Source organism: Dyadobacter sp. HNCC25DJ185 (assembly GCF_056895195.1).
In genome coordinates this window covers 176,808-196,363 of the sequence record NZ_JBXHAR010000010.1, presented here as the reverse complement: position 1 = coordinate 196,363, position 19,556 = coordinate 176,808, and the positions used below count along the sequence as shown (strand labels likewise).

Annotated in this window: 16 protein-coding genes; 9 read left to right on the top strand and 7 right to left on the bottom strand. The window is 48.4% G+C overall.

Features of this window, described 5'->3' with window-relative positions:
* Positions 1-51: 51 nt before the first annotated feature.
* The 7 genes from AC1XUF_RS26170 to AC1XUF_RS26140 are packed head-to-tail and all read left to right on the top strand — an operon-like array spanning position 52 to position 6,075.
* A complete protein-coding gene (locus tag AC1XUF_RS26170) occupies positions 52-1,545 on the top strand; it encodes a CotH kinase family protein (RefSeq protein WP_483344820.1) in 1,494 nt (497 codons plus the stop codon).
* A 21-nt stretch (positions 1,546-1,566) separates the two neighbouring features.
* Complete coding sequence (locus tag AC1XUF_RS26165) at positions 1,567-2,052, top strand: hypothetical protein (protein WP_483344819.1); 486 nt, start codon at positions 1,567-1,569, stop codon at positions 2,050-2,052.
* Complete coding sequence (locus tag AC1XUF_RS26160; RefSeq protein WP_483344818.1) at positions 2,042-2,884, top strand: polyphosphate polymerase domain-containing protein; 843 nt, start codon at positions 2,042-2,044, stop codon at positions 2,882-2,884. The genes AC1XUF_RS26165 and AC1XUF_RS26160 overlap by 11 nt, the downstream gene beginning before the upstream one ends.
* The gene (locus AC1XUF_RS26155) at positions 2,826-3,497 is read left to right on the top strand and encodes a DUF4956 domain-containing protein (RefSeq protein WP_483344817.1); all 672 of its coding nucleotides are present in this window, start codon (positions 2,826-2,828) and stop codon (positions 3,495-3,497) included. The genes AC1XUF_RS26160 and AC1XUF_RS26155 overlap by 59 nt, the downstream gene beginning before the upstream one ends.
* On the top strand, positions 3,460-4,152 hold the full coding sequence (locus AC1XUF_RS26150) for a DUF2490 domain-containing protein (protein WP_483344816.1): 693 nt from the start codon (positions 3,460-3,462) through the stop codon (positions 4,150-4,152). Before AC1XUF_RS26155 ends, AC1XUF_RS26150 begins: the two co-directional genes overlap by 38 nt.
* A gap of 38 nt (positions 4,153-4,190) precedes the next feature.
* Entirely contained in the window at positions 4,191-5,366 is a 1,176-nt protein-coding gene (locus AC1XUF_RS26145; RefSeq protein WP_483344815.1) for a sensor histidine kinase, read from the top strand.
* Positions 5,359-6,075 (top strand): LytR/AlgR family response regulator transcription factor, encoded by a 717-nt coding sequence (locus AC1XUF_RS26140; RefSeq protein ID WP_483344814.1) that lies wholly within the window; start codon positions 5,359-5,361, stop codon positions 6,073-6,075. Before AC1XUF_RS26145 ends, AC1XUF_RS26140 begins: the two co-directional genes overlap by 8 nt.
* A 34-nt stretch (positions 6,076-6,109) precedes the next feature.
* Here the strand turns inward: AC1XUF_RS26140 and AC1XUF_RS26135 are convergent, their stop codons facing one another.
* On the bottom strand, positions 6,110-6,595 hold the full coding sequence (locus AC1XUF_RS26135) for a hypothetical protein (RefSeq protein ID WP_483344813.1): 486 nt from the start codon (positions 6,593-6,595) through the stop codon (positions 6,110-6,112).
* A 433-nt stretch (positions 6,596-7,028) separates the two neighbouring features.
* Between AC1XUF_RS26135 and AC1XUF_RS26130 the strand changes: the two genes are divergently transcribed.
* Positions 7,029-7,301: an acyl carrier protein gene (locus AC1XUF_RS26130; RefSeq protein WP_483344812.1), complete on the top strand. Its 273-nt coding sequence runs from the start codon at positions 7,029-7,031 to the stop codon at positions 7,299-7,301.
* 340 nt (positions 7,302-7,641) lie between these two features.
* Complete coding sequence (locus AC1XUF_RS26125) at positions 7,642-8,151, top strand: hypothetical protein (RefSeq protein ID WP_483344811.1); 510 nt, start codon at positions 7,642-7,644, stop codon at positions 8,149-8,151.
* Positions 8,152-8,237: 86 nt separating this feature from the next.
* On the opposite strand, the gene AC1XUF_RS26120 is transcribed toward AC1XUF_RS26125, so the two are convergent.
* From AC1XUF_RS26120 to AC1XUF_RS26095, 6 genes are all read right to left on the bottom strand, one after another.
* On the bottom strand, positions 8,238-8,990 hold the full coding sequence (locus tag AC1XUF_RS26120) for a VTC domain-containing protein (protein ID WP_483344810.1): 753 nt from the start codon (positions 8,988-8,990) through the stop codon (positions 8,238-8,240).
* A 209-nt stretch (positions 8,991-9,199) separates the two neighbouring features.
* Positions 9,200-11,299 (bottom strand): glycoside hydrolase family 97 protein, encoded by a 2,100-nt coding sequence (locus AC1XUF_RS26115; RefSeq protein WP_483344809.1) that lies wholly within the window; start codon positions 11,297-11,299, stop codon positions 9,200-9,202.
* Between the two features lie 43 nt (positions 11,300-11,342).
* Positions 11,343-12,062 (bottom strand): outer membrane lipoprotein-sorting protein, encoded by a 720-nt coding sequence (locus AC1XUF_RS26110; protein ID WP_483344808.1) that lies wholly within the window; start codon positions 12,060-12,062, stop codon positions 11,343-11,345.
* A gap of 103 nt (positions 12,063-12,165) precedes the next feature.
* On the bottom strand, positions 12,166-14,748 hold the full coding sequence (locus AC1XUF_RS26105) for a TonB-dependent receptor (protein ID WP_483344807.1): 2,583 nt from the start codon (positions 14,746-14,748) through the stop codon (positions 12,166-12,168).
* Positions 14,749-14,897: 149 nt separating this feature from the next.
* The gene (locus AC1XUF_RS26100) at positions 14,898-16,334 is read right to left on the bottom strand and encodes an efflux transporter outer membrane subunit (RefSeq protein WP_483344806.1); all 1,437 of its coding nucleotides are present in this window, start codon (positions 16,332-16,334) and stop codon (positions 14,898-14,900) included.
* A 43-nt stretch (positions 16,335-16,377) separates the two neighbouring features.
* Positions 16,378-19,536 (bottom strand): efflux RND transporter permease subunit, encoded by a 3,159-nt coding sequence (locus AC1XUF_RS26095; protein WP_483344805.1) that lies wholly within the window; start codon positions 19,534-19,536, stop codon positions 16,378-16,380.
* Positions 19,537-19,556: the final 20 nt, after the last annotated feature.

Genomic DNA, 19,556 nt, shown 5'->3' with positions numbered 1-19,556 from the left:
AACAAGCTCAGATCAGAAACCGTAATTAGGTCTAACATACAGACACCAATTATGATGAGATTCAATTTATGTTTGGGCACGCTCCTTTTGTGCCTGATCGTTTCGTGCAAAGAACCGGATTCAGGCTCGGGTACGCCCGACTGGACCAGCGAAAGCCACGGCGACGAAACGGCTCCTGATTACGATGAAGTCCTTCCCCAGGACAAGGTTAACACCATTGAGATCCGCATGACTTCCGAGGATTGGCAAGCGATCAGGACAGATATGCAAAGTAAATTCGGTTCTGACTTCGGAGCAGGAGGCGGACAAACGACCGGTGGCCAGAACCCTGGACAGATGCCTGGAGGAGGGATTCCGATCGACACCACGGGGTTAGGATCAGGGCCGGGCATGGACTCGACCAATGTGAATTTCCCGGGCGGAAACGGAAATAACGGCGGCAATGCGACCTTCGGGACCGACGACCCCAGCTACATCGCCGTGTCGATGACCTACGGCGGCAAGGAATGGTACAAGGTGGGATTCAGGCTGAAAGGAAATTCAAGCCTGTCGAGCGCATGGCGCTCAGGGAATTACAAGCTTCCCTTCCGGCTCGACTTTGATGAATTTGAAGACCAGTACCCGGAGATCAAGAACCAGCGTTTCTACGGATTTAACGAACTTTCGTTTTCACCCGGCTATAATGACAACTCGCTGATCAGGGAAAAAGTAGCTTCCGACATTTTTCGAATGGCGGGCATAGCATCGGCAAAAACGGCATTTTACAAGGTCTACGTCGATCTTGGCGACGGCTTGAAATATTTTGGTGTGTACACGGCGGTCGAGGTCATTGATGATACCATGGTGAAAAACCAGTTTGGCGAGGGTTCGGGAAACATTTACAAGCCGGAGTCGACCTTTAAAACTTTCACGGAAAGCGAATTCGAAAAGAAGAACAATAAAACCCAGAATGATTACAGCGATGTGCAGACTACCATCGCCACGCTCAACAGCAGCGAGCGGACAAGCAATCCGGCGGCATGGCGCACAAACCTGGAAAAGACTTTCAACGCGGATTACTTTATGAAATGGCTTGCTGTTAACACGACCATGGTTAACTGGGATACGTACGGCAGCATGGCACACAATCACTATCTGTATCATTGGACAGGGAAGGGACTAACCTGGATTCCCTGGGACAATAACGAGGCGATGAGCAGCAGGGGCACGGGTATCACCGGAGGTATGGGCCAGGGCCTGTCCCTGTCGCTGTCCGAGGTGAACAGCAGCTGGCCGCTGATCCGATACCTGATGGACGATACGGTATATCAGCAGCGCTATAAAACATACGTGCGGGCTTTCAATGACGAGGTATTTACATATTCCGGTATGTCCGAGCTGTTTACCAAGTATTCGAATTTAATTTCCCCCCATGTGATCGGGCCTGATGCCGTGGAGCAAACCAATTACACCTATACGACAGCGTCGGCATTTTTGCAGGAACTTACAAACCTCAAAAATCACGTAACCAAGCGTAACGAGGCTGTGAACACTTATTTAAAGTAATTTTCAATCACAATCAGTCTGATGACGAAATATCCGCTTTTGGTATTCATGCTCCTCAGCGCCACCTGGTGTGTCGCACAAAAGAAAAAGGAAGCAAAAAAATATAACATAGTCGCCACGACCGTCACGACCACAGATTATTCCGGGGAAAAGGAGGTGGTGCGCAACGATTCCTATGAAAAATTCGACAAACGTGGAAATAAGATCGAAGAGATCGACTACGATAAATCCGGAAAGATCAAGGAAAAAATCATAAGCAAATTCAACCAGTTCGACGATAAGTCCGAGGAGATTGTGCTGGATGCGAACAACAAACAGCTCAGAAAAGAAACTTATCAGTTCAACGAACTTGGAGAAAAGGTGGGCGAGATGTTGTACGATGGCAAAAATGCGCTCATCAGCAAATCAACGTATATCATGGATCGTAGAGGACTTAAAAAGGAAAAGAAGACTTTTGACGCCGCCGGAAAACTGGTCCAGGTAAAAAAATACCGCTATGATGACTGAATCGCTGATGGCAGACATCGTAAGGAAAATCGAAGAGCTACCCTCCATCACGCTGGCAGAAATGGAAAGTGTGAGGCTGATGGACCGGATCGATTCAAAGTTCGTGGTCCCGGCCGTCCGGCTGCCACAGATACTTGGCCGGTTAACAGACCATTACCGGGTGGTTGAGATTGGCCCGCACAGGATCTGCCGGTACCAGACCCTTTACTATGACACCCCCGATTTCATGTTGTACAAAGAGCATCTCGGGGGCAGGCTCAACCGGTATAAGGTAAGGCAACGGAGCTATGTCGAATCAAGGTTATCGTTTACCGAAGTCAAGCTAAAGAATAACAAAGGGCGAACGATCAAAAACCGTGTCCGGATCAAATCAGAGCGGGGCGGGTTGGACAGGCAGCATATCGACCAGGAAAGCAGTCGTTTTTTAAAGGGAGCCCTTCCCTTCGACCCCAGCATCCTGAGGGCGGTATTGTCGGTGGATTATCAGCGCATTACGCTGGTCAGCCGGGAAGGGACTGAGCGGGTTACCCTTGACCTCGATCTGAGTTTCCAAAACGATTCCGATCGACGCACGTTCTCCCAGGTTGTTGTTGCAGAGGTAAAACAGGATAAGAGCTGCGCTTCGCCTTTTATGCAGCTGATGAAAAATGAGCAGTTTAAGCAAGGTTCGCTAAGCAAATACTGTATCGGTATCATCAGCCTGTACCCTCAGGTCCGGTACAACAGGTTTAAAAAAAGGTTCAATAATTTTTACAAGCTGAATTACAAACACGATGGTCATACTCCAGCAAGTACTTTCCCAGGATTCATTTCAGGGATTTCAATGGTTTGATAAGCTATCCGGCAAATTTTTCCTCAGGCTCGGGACCGACCTTCTGACCGCTTTTATCCTGATACGATTGGTATACTACAGAATTTATCATAAAGCCGATCTTTTCCTGACATTTTTTGCCTTCAATTTAATCATCTTCCTGATCACCTATCTGCTCAATAAAGTCCAGATGTCCATAGGGGCAGCCTTTGGATTGTTCGCGGTGTTTTCGATGCTGAGATACAGAACGGAGGGACTGTCTGCCAAGGACATGACTTATTTGTTTATTGTGATTTCAGTCGGGCTCATTTCTGCCATTATCAAAGGCGGCTGGGATGAGATTGCCCTGATCAACGCCATGATCCTGCTGTGCGTCTACCTTTTAGAAAGCAATTGGCTCATTAAAAGAGCATACACCAAGACGGTATTTTACGACCGCATTGAATTAATACTGCCCGATAAGCAACCTGAGTTGATCCGAGACCTGACCGCAAGGACCGGACTGATCATCCACCGGGTCGAAATCAAGGAACTGGACTTCCTTAAAGATTCTGCACAAATTACCATTTACTACCACCAGAGCGAACCCATCAACTATGTTCATACGCAGCAAGAAACATTACTTACGCCTTAAATATGTCCTCATTGTTTTGTTTTCAGTCTGTATACACGGTGTCAGCGATGCGCAGGCACCCGAAATCGGATTGTGGACCGGAATTAATCTTGAGAAAAATGTAACGCGCTCATTGGCTGTTCATCTGAATGCCCAGGTCCGATATCGCGATAACCTGGCTGTCAGAAGTGCTTTGCTGGGAGAGCTTGGGTTGTCTTACAAAATCAATAAGCGGTGGGAAGTGACGGGCTACTACCGCTATATTTCCCGGAGGAAATGGGATGACGAATACTACCGATACGCCTACCAGCCTTTTCACCGGTTTTACGCGGATTTATCCTACGATCAGAAGTGGCGCAGGTTAAAGTTTGACTATCGGCTAAGGTACCAGAACCAGTTTAAAGACGATAGCGAAGGGCAGGGCCAGGACAAAAGTTACGTGCGCAACAAGCTTGAAATTTCATACCCCAACAACACCCGGTTCAAACCCTATCTGTCAACCGACCTGTTTTACAGGATCGGGACAGGTTTCGACCAGCTTCGAAATAAAGCAGGCATTGTGATCGAAATAACCAGGCGACAGTCTATCGATGTATATGGGTTTTCGGATTACCAGCTCATCGACGTGCAGGAGAACAGGCTTAATTTCGGCGTGATGTACCGGGTAAAATTCTAAAAATTGCTTTGTTAAAAGGGGAACTATCCCGTGGGCCCATGCAACACAACGGGCCGCTTGTGGGTATAGGTAACAAAGAAGCAATCCCGATGATGATCCCACTCTCCCAGCTTAAACTTACCTACCCGCGCTTTCTGCTAAACTATCGTTTCTGGCTGCACGTGACCGGGTGGCTGGCTTTTTTTACTTCTCCGCTGATCCTGCCCATTCCAATTTTCAAACACCTTCCCCGGTATTACGTCAATTATCTGGTGGTCACCCGGGTCATTATCAATCTGGTCCTGATTGCCATCTTTTATCTGAACCTTTTCCGTTTAACGCCTCAATTATTACTGACGAGAAATTTACTCCGGTTCTTTTCATATCTGGTATTGCTGTTCTTCCTGGTGACATTGCTGGACAGCCTGCTGCTATTGGGTATCAAAGATGATCTGCAGATCTATTTTGCGAACAATAAAGGCCCCGATTTTTTTCCGGAGAAAATGCAGGGCGGTACCTTTCCCGGCCCGCCCCAGCTATTTGCCAACCTGGTTTTATTTATCCTTATCGTCCTCTCTAGCTCACTTTGGGCTGTTTTAACAGACCGATTGCGCCAGCAGCAGTTCAGTCAGCAAATCTTGTATGAAAAAACAAGTGCGGAACTGGCCGTGCTCCGCCTCCAGATCAGCCCGCATTTTCTTTTTAATACACTCAACAACATTCGCTGGCTCACCAGGATCAAGTCCGACCAGGCCGAAATATCCGTGATGGAATTGTCTGAAATTCTCAGATATATGCTCTACCAGGTGGCACATAGCAAGGTGGACCTCCACGATGAGGCGACGTATCTCAAAAGGTATGTAAATCTTCAGAAACTGAGAATTCATCCTATGACCGAGGTCGATTTTACCTGTGACGGCTACTACGACGGGGTCAAAATTGAACCGTTGCTTTTCATACCGTTTGTTGAGAATGCCTTCAAGTTCGGGGTCCATTCCGAACAGCCCTCCAGAATAGCAATCTGCCTGATCGTGAAAGATGATGAATTGCTGTTCCAATGTGTCAATCAGTGCTTTGATTCGGTAAGCGACGAACAAATACCCGGGACCGGGCTTGGGTTATCGAATGTCAAAAGAAGGCTTGAACTCTACTACCCCGGTACACACACGCTAACGATACATCACCTGAAAGAACGTTTTTCAGTCGAATTAAAAATAAACATGAGGCATGGATAAGCTGAGATGTCTGGCAGTAGATGATGAGCCGCTTGCATTGGAAATTTTGGCGGACGACATCAGCAAAATTGAGGCCCTGAATTTGGTAAAAACCTGCCGAAGCGCGGTGGACGCCAAAAGGGTCCTCGACCACATCAACTTTGATCTGATTTTTTTGGATATACACATGCCGGGCCTTTCTGGTTTACAACTGCTATCGCAGATGAAGGACCCGCCCATGATTATACTCACTACGGCTTTCGAGCAATATGCGGTGAAGGCCTTCGAGCTGAATGTCCTGGATTATTTATTAAAGCCCATTTCGTTTGAACGGCTCCTTTCCGCAACGCGAAAGGCGCAATTGCTGCATCAACTGAAGATGCCTTCCCAGAAAACAGCCGATGAGCAGGCTGCTTTATATGTCAAGTCGGAATATCAGACCATCAAAATCATGTATTCCGACATTCTGTATGTCGAGGGAATGAAGGACTACGTTAAAATATATACCGACTCAAGAAGCAACCCGGTGCTGACCAGGATGAACGTGAAAGGGATTCACGCTCTTTTGCCGGCTGACCGCTTCTGCCGGGTCCATCAATCCTACATCGTTTCCATCGAAAAAATAAGCGCATTCCAAAAAAGAAAAGTATGGGTAGCTCATAAAGAGATACCCATTGGAAACCAATTTTGCGACGGTTTGAAGAACATTTATGAGTTGCAAAAAGGTTGAGCGTTTAGGATTGAATGATGAGATCGAAGCAGGGTCACCTGGGAGGGAAATCCCGCCCGGCCCTTCCTCCCGGTGGGCCAGAGGCACTGTTGCCGCTACTTTCGAGTTGCTTTTTCTTCGAGAGATAGATATTCCATTGTTCCACGGTCAGCACCTTTGAAAGCTTGCCGTCCTTTTCCTCTGCCAGCAGATCCAGGATTTTCTCGTTAACCGCCAACTGCTCTCTTGTTGGCCGGCCGCCGTTCTTGATCAGATTGTCGACCAGCTCTTGTTTTTTCAGGGCATTGTCAAAGTTGATTTCCTCAACCGGCGCAAGCTGTTCTTTTGTGAGCTTAAGTTTCTTTTTCATCCACTTGGTTTCCCTCTTCGCAATGTCTTCCGGGGTTTCAATTTTCATCTCAGGGAATCCCGAAGGAGGGCCGCCGCCACCGGGACCACCCGGCGGCTGCGCACGGCATATATTAGACAAAGCAAAAAGCAGGTTCAAAAAAAGAAAACATCGAATGGGTATTGTTTTCATAAAAAGCAGATGATTATTTTAAGATATCGGTGCCACAATGCGACCTCCAATTACTATCTATTACAACGAGTATTGGAAATATGTGGCATAAATCCGCACTCATATACATTAGATCAAATTCTGTATATATTCTGATTTATTTTCTCATTATAATAAAGTTCATTTTCAAAACAGGGCATATCAATTCTTGTTCTTCGTGCCGACGAATTCAAATAGTATTCAGTTCGATCCGGTTAAATGATGTTAAAAAATATTAAAACGTGGTAATGCTGCCACGTGACGCCGACTATTGTAGTATTTGTTAACAGGAAGGCTTCATTTCCAATCTTAAATTATTTTCGTTCATCCATCATTTCATCTTATTGTCCCATCCGGGTTCCATGTAATTATCTCTACGGGAATATTCCATCATTTCAAACTCAATAATATCCCCATGAAAGAACAACTCAGAGCCTTGTTTGCCATTAATTCCGGTTTACCGTATCATTCCATTACCAATGACGCACATCTTTCGAAAGACCTCGGTTTCGATAGCCTTGATATCGTAGACCTGGTATTGCAGATGGAAGATATGTTCAACATTTCGATACCCGATGAGGAATATCAGGAACTACATACGGTTGGCCAGTTCGGCGATTATATTCTTAGAAAAAAAGCTTCAAAGCTGGTGATACGCTCATCTTACAAACTAGCTGCAAAAGTTTAATGGCTTTCAATTTATTGTTTTATTCTCTCACGTAAAGCGGAATTTTATGCAAAAAATTTACCCAACCTTTATGAATGAAATGGTGCTTTAAATAGCGTTAAATATCACCATTCAATGATGCTCCGATAATGCCATAAAATATCCAAAATAGGAATAATAGTAAACAATTAACCGTTAAACCTTATCGCGAGTCTCTATATCAAAGTATGTCCAAATTTGAATTATAATAGGGTTTAATAAAATATACACGCCAGCCAAACATATCGCAACAGAATTAAAGTTTGATGAGTACATCATAGTGAATGCAGAACGAAATATCCCAATACAAACCAAGCAGAATATGGAATTGTTACATCATGATCATACTGACTTATCTCTCCTGATTAAGGAAATATTGAATGCCGCCAGCGATTTAAACGCACGCAGAAATTCCGTCAGAAAAATGCTCAATTTTACCGGCAAGTCCGACTTAATAGAAGCTTTAAAAATATGCTATGCGGCTGGACTGGATGACGGGAAGGGTTTCCCCGACAGATATGAGGATGACGACCTGAGCAAACTTACGATAGGCGCTATTTTAGAAAGGAAAATATCAGAAAGAAGAAGAATTTCAGACGATTATATTATTAAAACAGCGCCAGTTATCAGGAGTATCCGGAAAAACGGATTGAATACATTTAAGGAAATAGCGGAGAAATTATCGGAAATGGGCATAAAAACACCGTTTGGGTATGATCGGTGGTATCCTGCGACTGTTGGCCACGTGGAGCGCAATATAGCGAGGAAAATAATGGAACTAAAAATGCTGCAATCGAGACTACAACTGGAAATATCCGCTATCGAGTGCTAATGTACTTCATACAAAATACCGGTGCCGTCCAAGACAGTACCAGTCCAGTTTGGAAACTCGCGCCAGGTGAACTGCATTTCCAGCCTTCAACACATATGCTTGTGTAATTTGCCGAACTTGGCTAAATCGAAGGTCGGGTACAGCATTAAAAACCCCAGGTTGTATTTGCTGACGTTGATTTCATTTGCGCCAGCCTTTTGCATCAGGTCGCCAAAATAGTGCTTTGATAAATGAGTTTTACTGACCTCAGCAATGACCGTATGTTCGAGGTATTTACGGTCGGATTTATTGTGGAAACTCATATTAAAGCTGACAGACATCCGCTCGGTCCCATCAAAGCTCATGAATTCGAATTGTTTATAAAAAACACCTAGTACAGGTCTCAGTAACGAAGGAGAAGTAGGTATGAATTTTTTAATAAATGACGCGATTTTCGGATCCGAAAGTGTTGTCAGATTATATAAATTCGATGTGTTGAATCGCGAACTTTCCTGCTGGTTATTATAATCGATTACTTCAATAAATGACCTATTTGATTGAGGACAATGGCAACTGCGAATTTTTAATTTATAAAGCCCTCCAACAAGAAGCTGTCTGTAAAATGTCAATTCTGATGTGTCATAATAAGTAATTTCCACATCCCTTAACAAATTCATGTCGGTTGCCACCAGGTAATACTCCTTTCGTTCATCGGAAAGAATTTCCAGAAGATCCGGGAAGCTCAGCAGGTATTTCGAAACAGGGATCTTATTTGTATTTACGGCATTATATTGATCCGTCGAGATCGTCTCTAAACCTTCCAAATGCCTCAATATCTTCATTACGTTCGAATCGTCCATAGCTCATCCATTGCAATTGAAACCAATCAGTACCACATTTAAGAATACTCGCAATTCAGGGATCATGCGGCATATTTTTAATATCTGTATATAAAAAAGCAGGATCCGTCTAAATTTCCATGCAACCCGGAATGCCCCACTTATTTTGGTAAACGTGAATTATGGCTCCCTAATGGTGCCAGGCATTGCCGGCAGCGATCCGATGAAGATTATTCCACAGGTTCCAATCTGGCAGCCCAGCCCCCGCCCCTCCTCATCGTCAATTTGATCTGATCATCTTTACTGGCCTGCATGGTTTTGATCGTATAGTCAGCCCCATAGTGATCGGCGTTCAATCCATCCTCTAACATGGTGACGCGGTATTTCTTTGCGTCCAGGAAATCCAACTTTATCGTGAAATCACGACCTGTCCAGTCGGTCATACCGGCTATATACCACTTGTCGTCCTTTTTGCGTGCCAGAACTGCATACTGGCCGATTTTGCCATCAATGCCAATCGTTTTATCCCAAACGGTCGGAATGCCCGTAATAAATCTGGTGTAAGGGTCCTCTTTCATATACAGGGACGGATTGTCCGCCAGCATTTGAATGGGAGCATCATACAGGATGTACATCGCGGCCTGGTGGACTCGTGTACCCTGACTCATAGGTTCACTGGGGATATTTCTGAAATTGCCGTGGCCCGCGTTGCGCAGGGCGCCGGGTGTATAGTCCATCGGGCCGGCCACCATCCGTGTAAACGGCAGCACTACGTCGTGACTGGGCGTAATCCGGCTGCTGCCCAGTTTGTTGTGTTCCAAGCCTTTTACTCCTTCGTAATTGACTACATTGGGATACCTTCTGTGTAACCCGGTGGGTTTGAATGCGCCATGGAAGTCGATAAGCATTTTTCTTTTGGCAGTTTCCGTCGCAACCTTCTCGAAAATCGCCACCATCTCCTGGTCTGCCCGATCCATATAATCCATCTTCACCCCCTTGATCCCCCACGCCTGAAACTGGTCGAGTGTACTTTGAAGTGTGGGAAGTAGTTCCCGCCAGGACATCCACAGCATCACACCTACATTTTTCTGTTGGGCATATCTGGTTATTTCGGGCACATCTACCTCTTTATTGTTATTCCACCCGGCGTCCATCAGCATGTATTTGATCCCATACATGGCCGCAAAATCAATGTAATATTTGTAGGAAACGGTATTGACGCCTGCTTTAAAATCTACGTTAAAAAGATTGCTGCCATGCCACCATTCCCAGGCTACCTGGCCGGGCTGTATCCAATCCGTAACGATCACGGGAGGCGAAGAAAGCTTGTAAACGAGCTCATTTTCCAGCAGGCCCCGATCGTCGGGACTGATCGCCAGGGCACGCCAGGGATAAACCCTTGTGCCCGAAGTATGGGCGATATAATCGGCTGTTTGGGTGATCCGTGACATTGGCCCCATGATTTGTTCCGCAGTCACCACATTCGGGAATACAGCGGTTAGCGAGTTGCCCTTGGTCCCTTTTACGAAGAGGTTAGGATAATCGTATAAATCCGCCTCGAGTAACACAATCTTTACCCCCTTTGGTGTAGACAAATAAAGGGGAAGGCCCACGGTATCTGTCACTGCCGCAACAGTGCTGTCGCGAAAAAGGTATTCGTAGGAGGTATTGAAAGGGCTCCGTTTCGGCATGACAGGCGGGCCCGGCGGATTTTTCGCCCTGCCGTTCTGGCCGGGGCCGGGCGAGGGCGGCGGACCAAACATATTGGTAGATGGCGGATTAAGGCTGCCGAACCCGGGATCGACGCCCGTCTGGTTGTTCCTTCCAAATGCAAATGATTCGTCTGTCGGCCAGGCTGTCTGGAAATCTCCGGCAAAATCAAAATCGGCTATTTCATTTTTGACCGATATTTCCTTTTCGGCCAGGTTTGTTTCAAACCGGTATGCCACGCCATCGTTGTAGGCACGAAAGACGACGGAATAGCTTCCCTTGAAGCTGATCCGAAGCTCATTATATTGCTCGGCGATCAATCGGTTTTTAACCGGCACGGGCGATTCGATCACCTTGTTCACGGATGATGTAACCGTCTTTTTTACCGAAGGCATGTTACCCAGAATCTGACCTGACGTTAGTTCGATGGCAATACTGCTTGGCTTCATGATCAACTCATGATCATACCGGACCGACCACCTGATCTTGTCGCCTACGGTAATGGTTAGGTCCGTTTTCTTGTCTGGTGAAGCAAGCATATACGGTTGGGCAAAGCTTTTGCCTGCCAAAAGGATCAGGCAAAAAGCAGTTGAAATGAGTATCGGTCTGAGCTTCTTCATGTTTGGAGAATTAGGTGAGGTTTAGGAAGCAAATTCAACGGAATTATTTGCCTGGCTTTTTGAACAATTTGTCGCTGACCGGCGCATTTACTTTTATTTTTTCGGAAGTAATCGTCACGGTGCCCATCTGGCCACCTGCCATTTCCATTGTTTTGGGAAACTTGACACCCTCGATCTCCTTGTAATCGGAGAATAAAATTTCACCGGGCTGCCCGTCCATACCCGGTCGCTTTGCCTTCACGATGAGGTAGCTGGCGGCATCCAGGTATGTTTCTGCTGTCTGGCCGTTTTTCGCGGTCACTTTGAGGTGGTAGGCGTCTTTGCCGTCCACTTTTTCCTTTCCGAGCAGTTCGACCTGACTACCCTTTTCCTTATAACCGACCAGTGGGCCAAACGGATCAAGTTCACTAGCTTGCTGGTTAACCATCTCGGCAGGCATATCCTCGGGGTCACCGGTACCGCCCATCATCGAGGGGCGGATCAGCCATCCGGTAGGACCATCGACGACCTGCACCATGGCATTCCCCATTACAGAAGATTCCGAACGCATGGACTTACCGGTCACAATGGTCGTTGTACTGGGAATGTCCATCCCGTTAACCGAAAGCAGACGTTCGATGATGACCGTTTTAACACCCGCAAGCTTTTCTGCACCTCCCAGGGCAGTCACGTGTTTTTCTATCAGCTCATCGGCAGTTTGGGCGAAAGCACCCCATGAGAAAAGGGTAGCCAGTGGTAACACCAGAAGTTTGACTGTGTTCATAATAATGCGTTAATGGTTTGAATAAACATGGTTTAATCGAAAGTAACAGGGCATTGCAGGGAAGGGAATACGGCCATCAGACTCCCTAGACTGTATTTGAAAGTTAGCGTGGCGGGCCGCCCCCGGGGCCACCGGGAGGGCCCCCACTTGGTGGACCATCGTTTTGTGACTGAGATGAACCGTCGCCTTTGACATCGTCATTTTTGACCGACTTCGTTTTCTTTCTCGAAGCGTCCATCGACATCTTGCCGATTTTGTAAGTGAATGTGACGCGAACCCCACGGTTGTACATGTACGTGTTGCTCACCTGATCGAACTGGGTCGAGCTCAGGGTAGTCCTGATATGAAACCGGTTAGACATAAAATTCTCCGCAGCGAGGCCAATACTTCCTTTCTTGCCCAGAAAATCCTTTTTTATCCCAAGCGAATAGAAACCAAAACCGCCCTGCCGACCTTGCAGCTGCACCTGCGATCCCTGGGTGCCTCCGAATAACTGGGCTGCCCAGCCATTCCGGAAAACCGCCGAGGCGAAGGTACCGCCCCCGATGGTAAAACCGCTGTTGGTCAGTTGCGAAGCCGACCCTTCCGCGTCCAGGGCGCTTCCGCTCAGACTGGTGTAAAATGTATTCAAAAACATTCCTATGCTGATCTTGGAAGTTACCGCAATGTTCCCAAACAGGTTCGTACCAAATGCCCGCTGTCTTCCTACGTTTTGATAGGTGGTGATAATCGCCCCTGGAAGCGTATCCGATGGCTGGCTTACCTGCGTGATCGCATTGTTGGTCACCCTGCCAAAAAAAGTCGCATTGATGAAGGTCTTCTTGATCGTCTTACTGAGCCCGAGCTCGAAGTTGTTGGTCAGCTCGGGTCGTAATGAGGGGTTTCCGATCGTGATATTCTGAGGGTTGGAGGCATTGTAATTGGGATTGAGCTGCTGCAGGCCTGGCCTCTGAATCCTGCGGTTGAAGCCCAGCTTGAATGTTGTTCCCTTGAAAGTTTTGGATGCGTTCACACTGGGTACCAGCACGCCATAATTGCCCACGCCTAGCTTACCGTCTTCCTGCGTGCTGGCATCGATGAAAGTATGCTCGTAGCGCAGGCCAGCCTTAAAGGTATACCGTTTCCGGGTTGTGTAGGTATAAGACGTGTAGCCGGCGGCAATGTTCTGATGATACAGCAGCGCACCATCGGTCCCGTTATCCTCGGTAACATAATCGCCGGTGGGCCCGGCTACCAGGTAGCGATAATCGCTGTCTACCTTCCGGAGGATCGCTTTCGCGCCAAATTCCAGCATCTGGTTTTTCCTGATGGCCGTCTGATAATCCGACTGTAACGTGAATTCCTGATTGACGTTTTTGTTCAGATTACGCTGCCTGCTTTGTAAGGCATTATCGCTGCCCAGTAAATTGGCGTCAAAATTATTGGTCAGGTCGTTGCGGCTGTATAATGTCGAAACGCTCCATTCCTGACCAGGCTTAAACGTATGCAGGTAATCGATATTGGCGTCGACCGTTCCCGAGAGGTTCTTGGTATCCACATCACGCCCCGAGCTCGGCCCCGCCTGCTCGCCTGTAAATAACTGTGTGATCAGGTTTTGCTTATTATTCATATTTCTCACTCCATAGCGAACACCTGCCGTGAGACTTTGATTTTTCGCCAGATCATAATCGAAACCCAGATTGTACTGGCCGAACAAGCTGGAACTGGTTCCATCCCCTGCTTGCCTGGTAACAGTGGAAACGCCGTTTTGAATGCTGGTCTGGTCGAGACTGGTTTTAGTAACCGTATTGTAATTTGCCCTGCCAAACCCGCCCAGTGTCACGCCGGCTTTTCCCTTCCTGTAATTGCCATTCAGCGCCAGCATAGAGCCACGGTTACCCACGCCGGAATCCAGATTGAAGGTTAAACCCTGCAAACTGTTTTTCTTGGTGATAATGTTGATAATGCCCGCAGAACCTTCTGCGTCATATTTAGCAGACGGGCTGGTGATCACCTCAACGGTCTTGATCTGGTCGGCGGGTATCTGTTTCAGCGCATCCGAAATGCTGCTGGCTACAATGGTGGAAGGCTTGTTGTTGATCAGCACCCGGATATTACCGCTTCCGCGGATCGAGACATTTCCGTCCAGGTCTACGGTCAGTAAAGGCACTTTTCGGAGAACATCAGCAGCGTCGCCGCCTTTTGCTGCAATATCGCGGTCTGCATTGTATACAAGCCTGTCAACCTTCTCTTCAATCAACTCGCCTTGTCCTGTAATCTGAACCTCATCGAGTTGCTTCACATTACCTGCTATTGCAATATTGCCGAGATCCAGGTTTTGTCCGTTGGCAAGCTTGATCTGGTTAATGGTCTTGTTCCGATAGCCAATGAAAGAAATGAGAAGCCGGTAATCCCCCGCCGGAAGTTTTGTAAGCACAAATTTGCCTTTTTCATCCGCCACCGTGCCATCTACGGCCTTTCCTGTCGCAGCGTTATAAAGGGCTACTGACGCAAATTCGATGGGCTTATTGTCGGCCGAATCCGATAACACCCCGGTTATTTTCGCGGATCCCCTGGGGAGGTCCTTGCCCGGAACAACCTGCTCCTTCTGTTGCGTGCCAACTGTCGCCGGAAACTGCGCCATCGCGGGCAGAGCCCCAAAAACCGCGAATGTCATCAACAGTACCGGTATACTTTTAATCATCATCTTGAAAGGCATATGTATTTCAGAACTTATCTTGGATGTAACAAAGATGTATTCAGCAACAGAAGATAGAAAGCCAAAGAAACCGAGCACAGGATTGAGCCAGACGAGTGAAGGTTTCGGCACGACGAGCGTAAGAACTTCTCCGCCGTTTACCTCCAGCCGCCGCCCAATGCACGGTAAAGCTGTACAATGCTTTGCAGCCGCTGCAGGGTATCATCGATGCCATTGAGCTGGGCAGAAAGCAGATTTTGCTCAGAGGTCAGCACATCGGTAAAATTCGTATTGGATGTGTAACGGAGCAGTTCTTTTGTATACGATACCGCTTTCCCCAGCGCTTCCAGCTGCTGCTGGCGCTTGGTCGATTTTTCAACCGCCATCTGATGGGAATAGAGCGCATTCGAAACTTCCTGACCGGCCGTCAGCAAGGTCGATTGATAGGTAAAGAAAGCCTCTGCTTGTGTAGCCTCCGCTGCTCTAAGCCTCCGCTTGTTTTGTCCCTGGTTAAAAATGGGTTGCGTAAGACTTGCGACCAGGCTGCCGTAAAACGTACCTGCGAAGAATTTAGAGAGTGTATTAGCCGTTGCAAAGCCTCCCGTGCCGGTAATGCTCAGTGAGGGATAAAAATAAGTACGGGCCACATTGGTCAGTTCAAATGCATTCCGAAAGGAATATTCCGCCTGCTGTACGTCCGGCCTGTTTGCCAGCAACTGTGCCGGAAGTCCCGTTTGCAGCGAGCCGTCTCGGAGTTGTTCATCCAGGCGCGTGCGGGGAATGCTGTCGGGCGGGATCGCCAGCAGTACGCTCAACGCGTTTTCGGTTTCCCGGATATGCTGTTTAATATCCGGGAGGGTCACTTCTGCAGCATAGAGATTGGATTCACTTTGTACCACATCGGCACCCGTTACGATGGCAGCCCTTTTCAGTTCCTTCATCGTCTGAATGTCTGACCTTCTGATTTCAATGGTTTCCTTCGTAATTCGCAGTTGCTCGTCATAGGCCAGCAAGGCGAAGTAATTGGTGGCAATGTCGGCAACGAGCTGCGTCTGGACGGAACGCTTGTAGGCTTCACTTTGCAGAAAAGAGGCCAGATAGGCCCTCTTGGTGCTGCGCAGCTTACCCCAGACATCCGCCTCCCAGCTGGTACTGGCTGTAAGCGAATACTGTTTAACGGTTGGAATGGCAGTAGCCCCCCCGCCACTACCGGAGTCGCTGCCTTGAATATTGAAGGAACGCAGCTGCGCAGATGATGTTTTTGAAAGCGTGAAAGAAGGACTTACGCTCAGCGATGGCCATAAGGCCAGTTTACTTTGGCGTAAGTTGGCGGCAGCAGACTCGATGCGGGCGGCTGCGATTTTAAGGTCGAGATTGTTCCCTATTCCCTTTGCGATCAGTCCCTGCAGCACGGTATCCTTGAACATTTCACGCCAGGAAAAATCTGCGATCGTGGCGGTGTCAGCGGCCTGCACACCACGGTAAAGGCCTTCTACTGACACCCCGGGTTGTTTGTAAGGTTTTGTGATATGGCACGACGCCAGAACCAGCATCATGCATATAACAAAGCAGGAAACTTTCAGTAGGTTGTTCATTGATTCGATCATTGAAATGGATAAATAACCCCGGCTCCGATACTCAGGCGAGACCGGGAGCGGGTTTGTCGATGAGGGCATCCGCGGGTGTTGCCGGCGGGCCGCTGATGCGTTCCTGCAAGCCCTGGAACAGAATGAAGAGCACGGGCACCAGAAATACCCCAAGCAAGGTACCCATCAACATGCCGCCTATGGCGCCTGCCCCGATGGATTTATTGCCATTTGCACCTGCCCCACTCGCAAAAAGCAGCGGCATCAACCCGAAGATGAATGCGAAAGAAGTCATCAGGATCGGACGAAGCCGGGCTTTCGAACCCTCAATGGCCGCGGTGACCAGCGCCATGCCGTGCCGCCGTCGCTCAATGGCAAACTCCACGATCAGGATCGCATTCTTGGCCAGCAGCCCGATCAGCATGATCAGACAGATCTGCATGTAAATGTTGTTATCGATCCCCATCATGTTGGCAAACAGGAAGGAGCCGACCAGCCCGACTGGAAGCGAAAACAGCACCGCAAAAGGAAGCAGATAACTCTCATATTGCGCGCTGAGCAGAAAGTATACAAATACCAGGCATAGCATAAAAATGTAAGCCGATTGCGTGCCGCTGTTCTGCTCTTCCCGGCTGATACCGGAGTATTCATAGCCGTAGCCGGTGGGCAGATGCTGCTCAGCTACCTCTTTGATAGCCGCCAATGCTTCACCCGAGCTGTAACCATCTTTGGGTGACCCATTGACAGATATGGACGTAAACAAATTGAAACGTGAAATGCTTTCCGGCCCGTAAACCCTTTTCAGGGAAATGTATTCCGTGATCGGGGCCATGTTACCGGCTAACGTTTTTACGTATACGTTGTTGAGTCCTTCCGGGTTTGCGCGGTAACTGGTGTCGGCCTGCACCATCACGCGGAACTGTTTACCAAACTGGTTAAAATTGCTGGCATAGTTTCCGCCATAGTAGCTCTGCATGGCAGAAAGGATGGACGAAACCGAGATGCCGGATTCTTTGGCCTTGGCAACGTTGACGTCCAGCAGATACTGCGGAAAATTCGGGTTGAAGGAAGTGGCGGCGAACTGGATTTCGGGACGCGCATTGAGCGCCTTTAAAAAGTCTTCGGACACTTTAAAAAATTCGTCCGTGCTGTGCCCGCCTTTATCCTGTAACTGAAAGGAAAAACCGCCTGTGGTACCAAAGCCGGTAATCGTCGGAAGTGAAATAGCCAGAATGCTCGCTTCCTGGATCCCGGCGGTTTTCTGCATCAGGCTTTGGATCACATCCTGGTTGCTGACCCCCTTGCGTTCGCCCCAAGGCTTTAATTCCAGAATGATCATCCCATAAGCGCTCCCGGTACCGGCCAGGAAGTTCTGTCCCACGATCTGAAGGTCATTTTCCAGTTCGGGGATCGTGCGCGCCAGGCTGTCCACCTTGCGCATCACCTGCTGGGTACGTTCCAGCGACGAAGCCGCCGGAAGGGTTACATTGACAAAAATGGTACCCATATCCTCGTCGGGCACAAAGCTGGACGGCGTGGTCGTCATCAAAAAATACAGCAACCCGCAAAAGAAAGCGGTAGCGCCCATTGCAATCCACTTTTTCGCAACCAGGAATTGCACCGAGCGCGTATATTTCACGATCATGGCATCATAAGCCGCATTGAAGGCCAAACCAAATCTCTCGAGAACATGCTTCGGCGGCTTGTCGCCTGAATGCGGCGCCTTCAAAAACAATGCGGCCAGGGCCGGGCAAAGCGTCAGCGCGTTGACAGCGGAAATCAGGATAGCCACGGAGAGTGTAATGCCGAACTGCTTGTAAAAAACACCGGTAGAACCACCAATAAAAGTGACTGGCAGGAACACAGCCGACATGACCAGGGTAATCGAGACAATCGCCCCGGCGATCTCACTCATGGCCTCCACTGCCGCCTGTTTCGGCGTTCGGTTACCCTCTTCCAGCTTGGCGTGTACAGCCTCGACGACCACAATCGCGTCATCGACGACAATACCAATCGCCAGCACAAGCGCAAACAGCGTGAGCAGGTTAATACTGAAACCAAAAAGATAAAGAAAAAAGAAAGTCCCGATGATGGAAACGGGCACTGAAATACCGTGAATGAGCGTAGAGCGGAAGTCCTGAAGAAAGATAAAGATGACCAGAAAAACCAGGGCGAAGCATTCGAGCAATGTGGTGATCACCTTTTCAATGCTGGCGTCCAGAAACTCGTTTACGTCCACCAGCGTCGTATAATGAATGCCTTTCGGAAATGACTTTTCAGCCTCCTCAATCACTTTTTTGGAGTTATTGATCACATCCCGCGCATTCGACCCGGCTGTTTGACTGATCGCAATACCGACGGCCGGCTTACCCCCTTTCAAAGCAGTAATGCTGCTGTACGACTGCGCGCCAAGTTCGATGCGCGCCACGTCTTTGAGCCGGAGCATTTCTGTTTTGGAAGCCTTTAAAACAATATCGCCAAATGCTGCCTCAGATTTCAGCTTCCCGGAATAGCGTATCACATATTGGAAACTCTGGTTGCCATTCTCCCCGAATTTACCCGGAGCCGCCTCGATATTCTGCTCGCTCAAAGCAGCGGTAATGTCTTCGGGCACAAGCCCGTAGCGCGACATCACGTCGGGTTTGAGCCAAATCCGCATCGCATAGTCACGCGAGCCGAATGCACTCGCATTACCCACCCCGCTCACCCGCTTCACCTGGGGTACCAGGTTGATCTGTGCGAAATTTTGCAGGAACGTCTGATCGTAGGCAGGGTTATCGCTGTAGAGAGCGAATATCAGCAGCATACTGCTCTGCTGCTTGCGCACGGTCACCCCGGCTTTGGTCACCTCCTGCGGAAGCAGGCTGGAAGCACTCGAAACCCGGTTTTGCACGTTCACAGCCGCCTGGTCGGGATCTGTGCCCACATCGAAATAGACGCTGATCGTTGCCCCGCCATCGTTGGTCGCGGTGGAGGTCATATAAGTCATGCCTTCTACCCCGTTGATCTGTTCTTCCAGCGGGACGATGACACTATTCAACACGACATCGGCATTCGCACCGGCATAACTGGCGGAAACCTGTACCGTGGGAGGAGAAATGTCCGGGTACTGCTCAATGGGCAACGAAGTAAGTCCAAGGATTCCCAGCAGGACAATGAATACGGAAATAACGGTCGAGAGGACGGGCCGCTCAATGAATATTTTTAGCATAAGTGTTATTGGAAAATGCC

Excerpts from the sequence above, each read along its gene's own strand:
- AC1XUF_RS26170 (WP_483344820.1), top strand. The coding sequence starts at position 52 with ATGATGAGATTCAATTTATGTTTGGGCACGCTCCTTTTGTGCCTGATC.
- AC1XUF_RS26165 (WP_483344819.1), top strand. The coding sequence starts at position 1,567 with ATGACGAAATATCCGCTTTTGGTATTCATGCTCCTCAGCGCCACCTGG.
- AC1XUF_RS26160 (WP_483344818.1), top strand. The coding sequence starts at position 2,042 with ATGATGACTGAATCGCTGATGGCAGACATCGTAAGGAAAATCGAAGAG.
- AC1XUF_RS26155 (WP_483344817.1), top strand. The coding sequence starts at position 2,826 with ATGGTCATACTCCAGCAAGTACTTTCCCAGGATTCATTTCAGGGATTT.
- AC1XUF_RS26150 (WP_483344816.1), top strand. The coding sequence starts at position 3,460 with ATGTTCATACGCAGCAAGAAACATTACTTACGCCTTAAATATGTCCTC.
- AC1XUF_RS26145 (WP_483344815.1), top strand. The coding sequence starts at position 4,191 with ATGCAACACAACGGGCCGCTTGTGGGTATAGGTAACAAAGAAGCAATC.
- AC1XUF_RS26140 (WP_483344814.1), top strand. The coding sequence starts at position 5,359 with ATGGATAAGCTGAGATGTCTGGCAGTAGATGATGAGCCGCTTGCATTG.
- AC1XUF_RS26135 (WP_483344813.1), bottom strand. The coding sequence starts at position 6,595 with ATGAAAACAATACCCATTCGATGTTTTCTTTTTTTGAACCTGCTTTTT.
- AC1XUF_RS26130 (WP_483344812.1), top strand. The coding sequence starts at position 7,029 with ATGAAAGAACAACTCAGAGCCTTGTTTGCCATTAATTCCGGTTTACCG.
- AC1XUF_RS26125 (WP_483344811.1), top strand. The coding sequence starts at position 7,642 with ATGGAATTGTTACATCATGATCATACTGACTTATCTCTCCTGATTAAG.
- AC1XUF_RS26120 (WP_483344810.1), bottom strand. The coding sequence starts at position 8,990 with ATGGACGATTCGAACGTAATGAAGATATTGAGGCATTTGGAAGGTTTA.
- AC1XUF_RS26115 (WP_483344809.1), bottom strand. The coding sequence starts at position 11,299 with ATGAAGAAGCTCAGACCGATACTCATTTCAACTGCTTTTTGCCTGATC.
- AC1XUF_RS26110 (WP_483344808.1), bottom strand. The coding sequence starts at position 12,062 with ATGAACACAGTCAAACTTCTGGTGTTACCACTGGCTACCCTTTTCTCA.
- AC1XUF_RS26105 (WP_483344807.1), bottom strand. The coding sequence starts at position 14,748 with ATGATGATTAAAAGTATACCGGTACTGTTGATGACATTCGCGGTTTTT.
- AC1XUF_RS26100 (WP_483344806.1), bottom strand. The coding sequence starts at position 16,334 with ATGAACAACCTACTGAAAGTTTCCTGCTTTGTTATATGCATGATGCTG.
- AC1XUF_RS26095 (WP_483344805.1), bottom strand. The coding sequence starts at position 19,536 with ATGCTAAAAATATTCATTGAGCGGCCCGTCCTCTCGACCGTTATTTCC.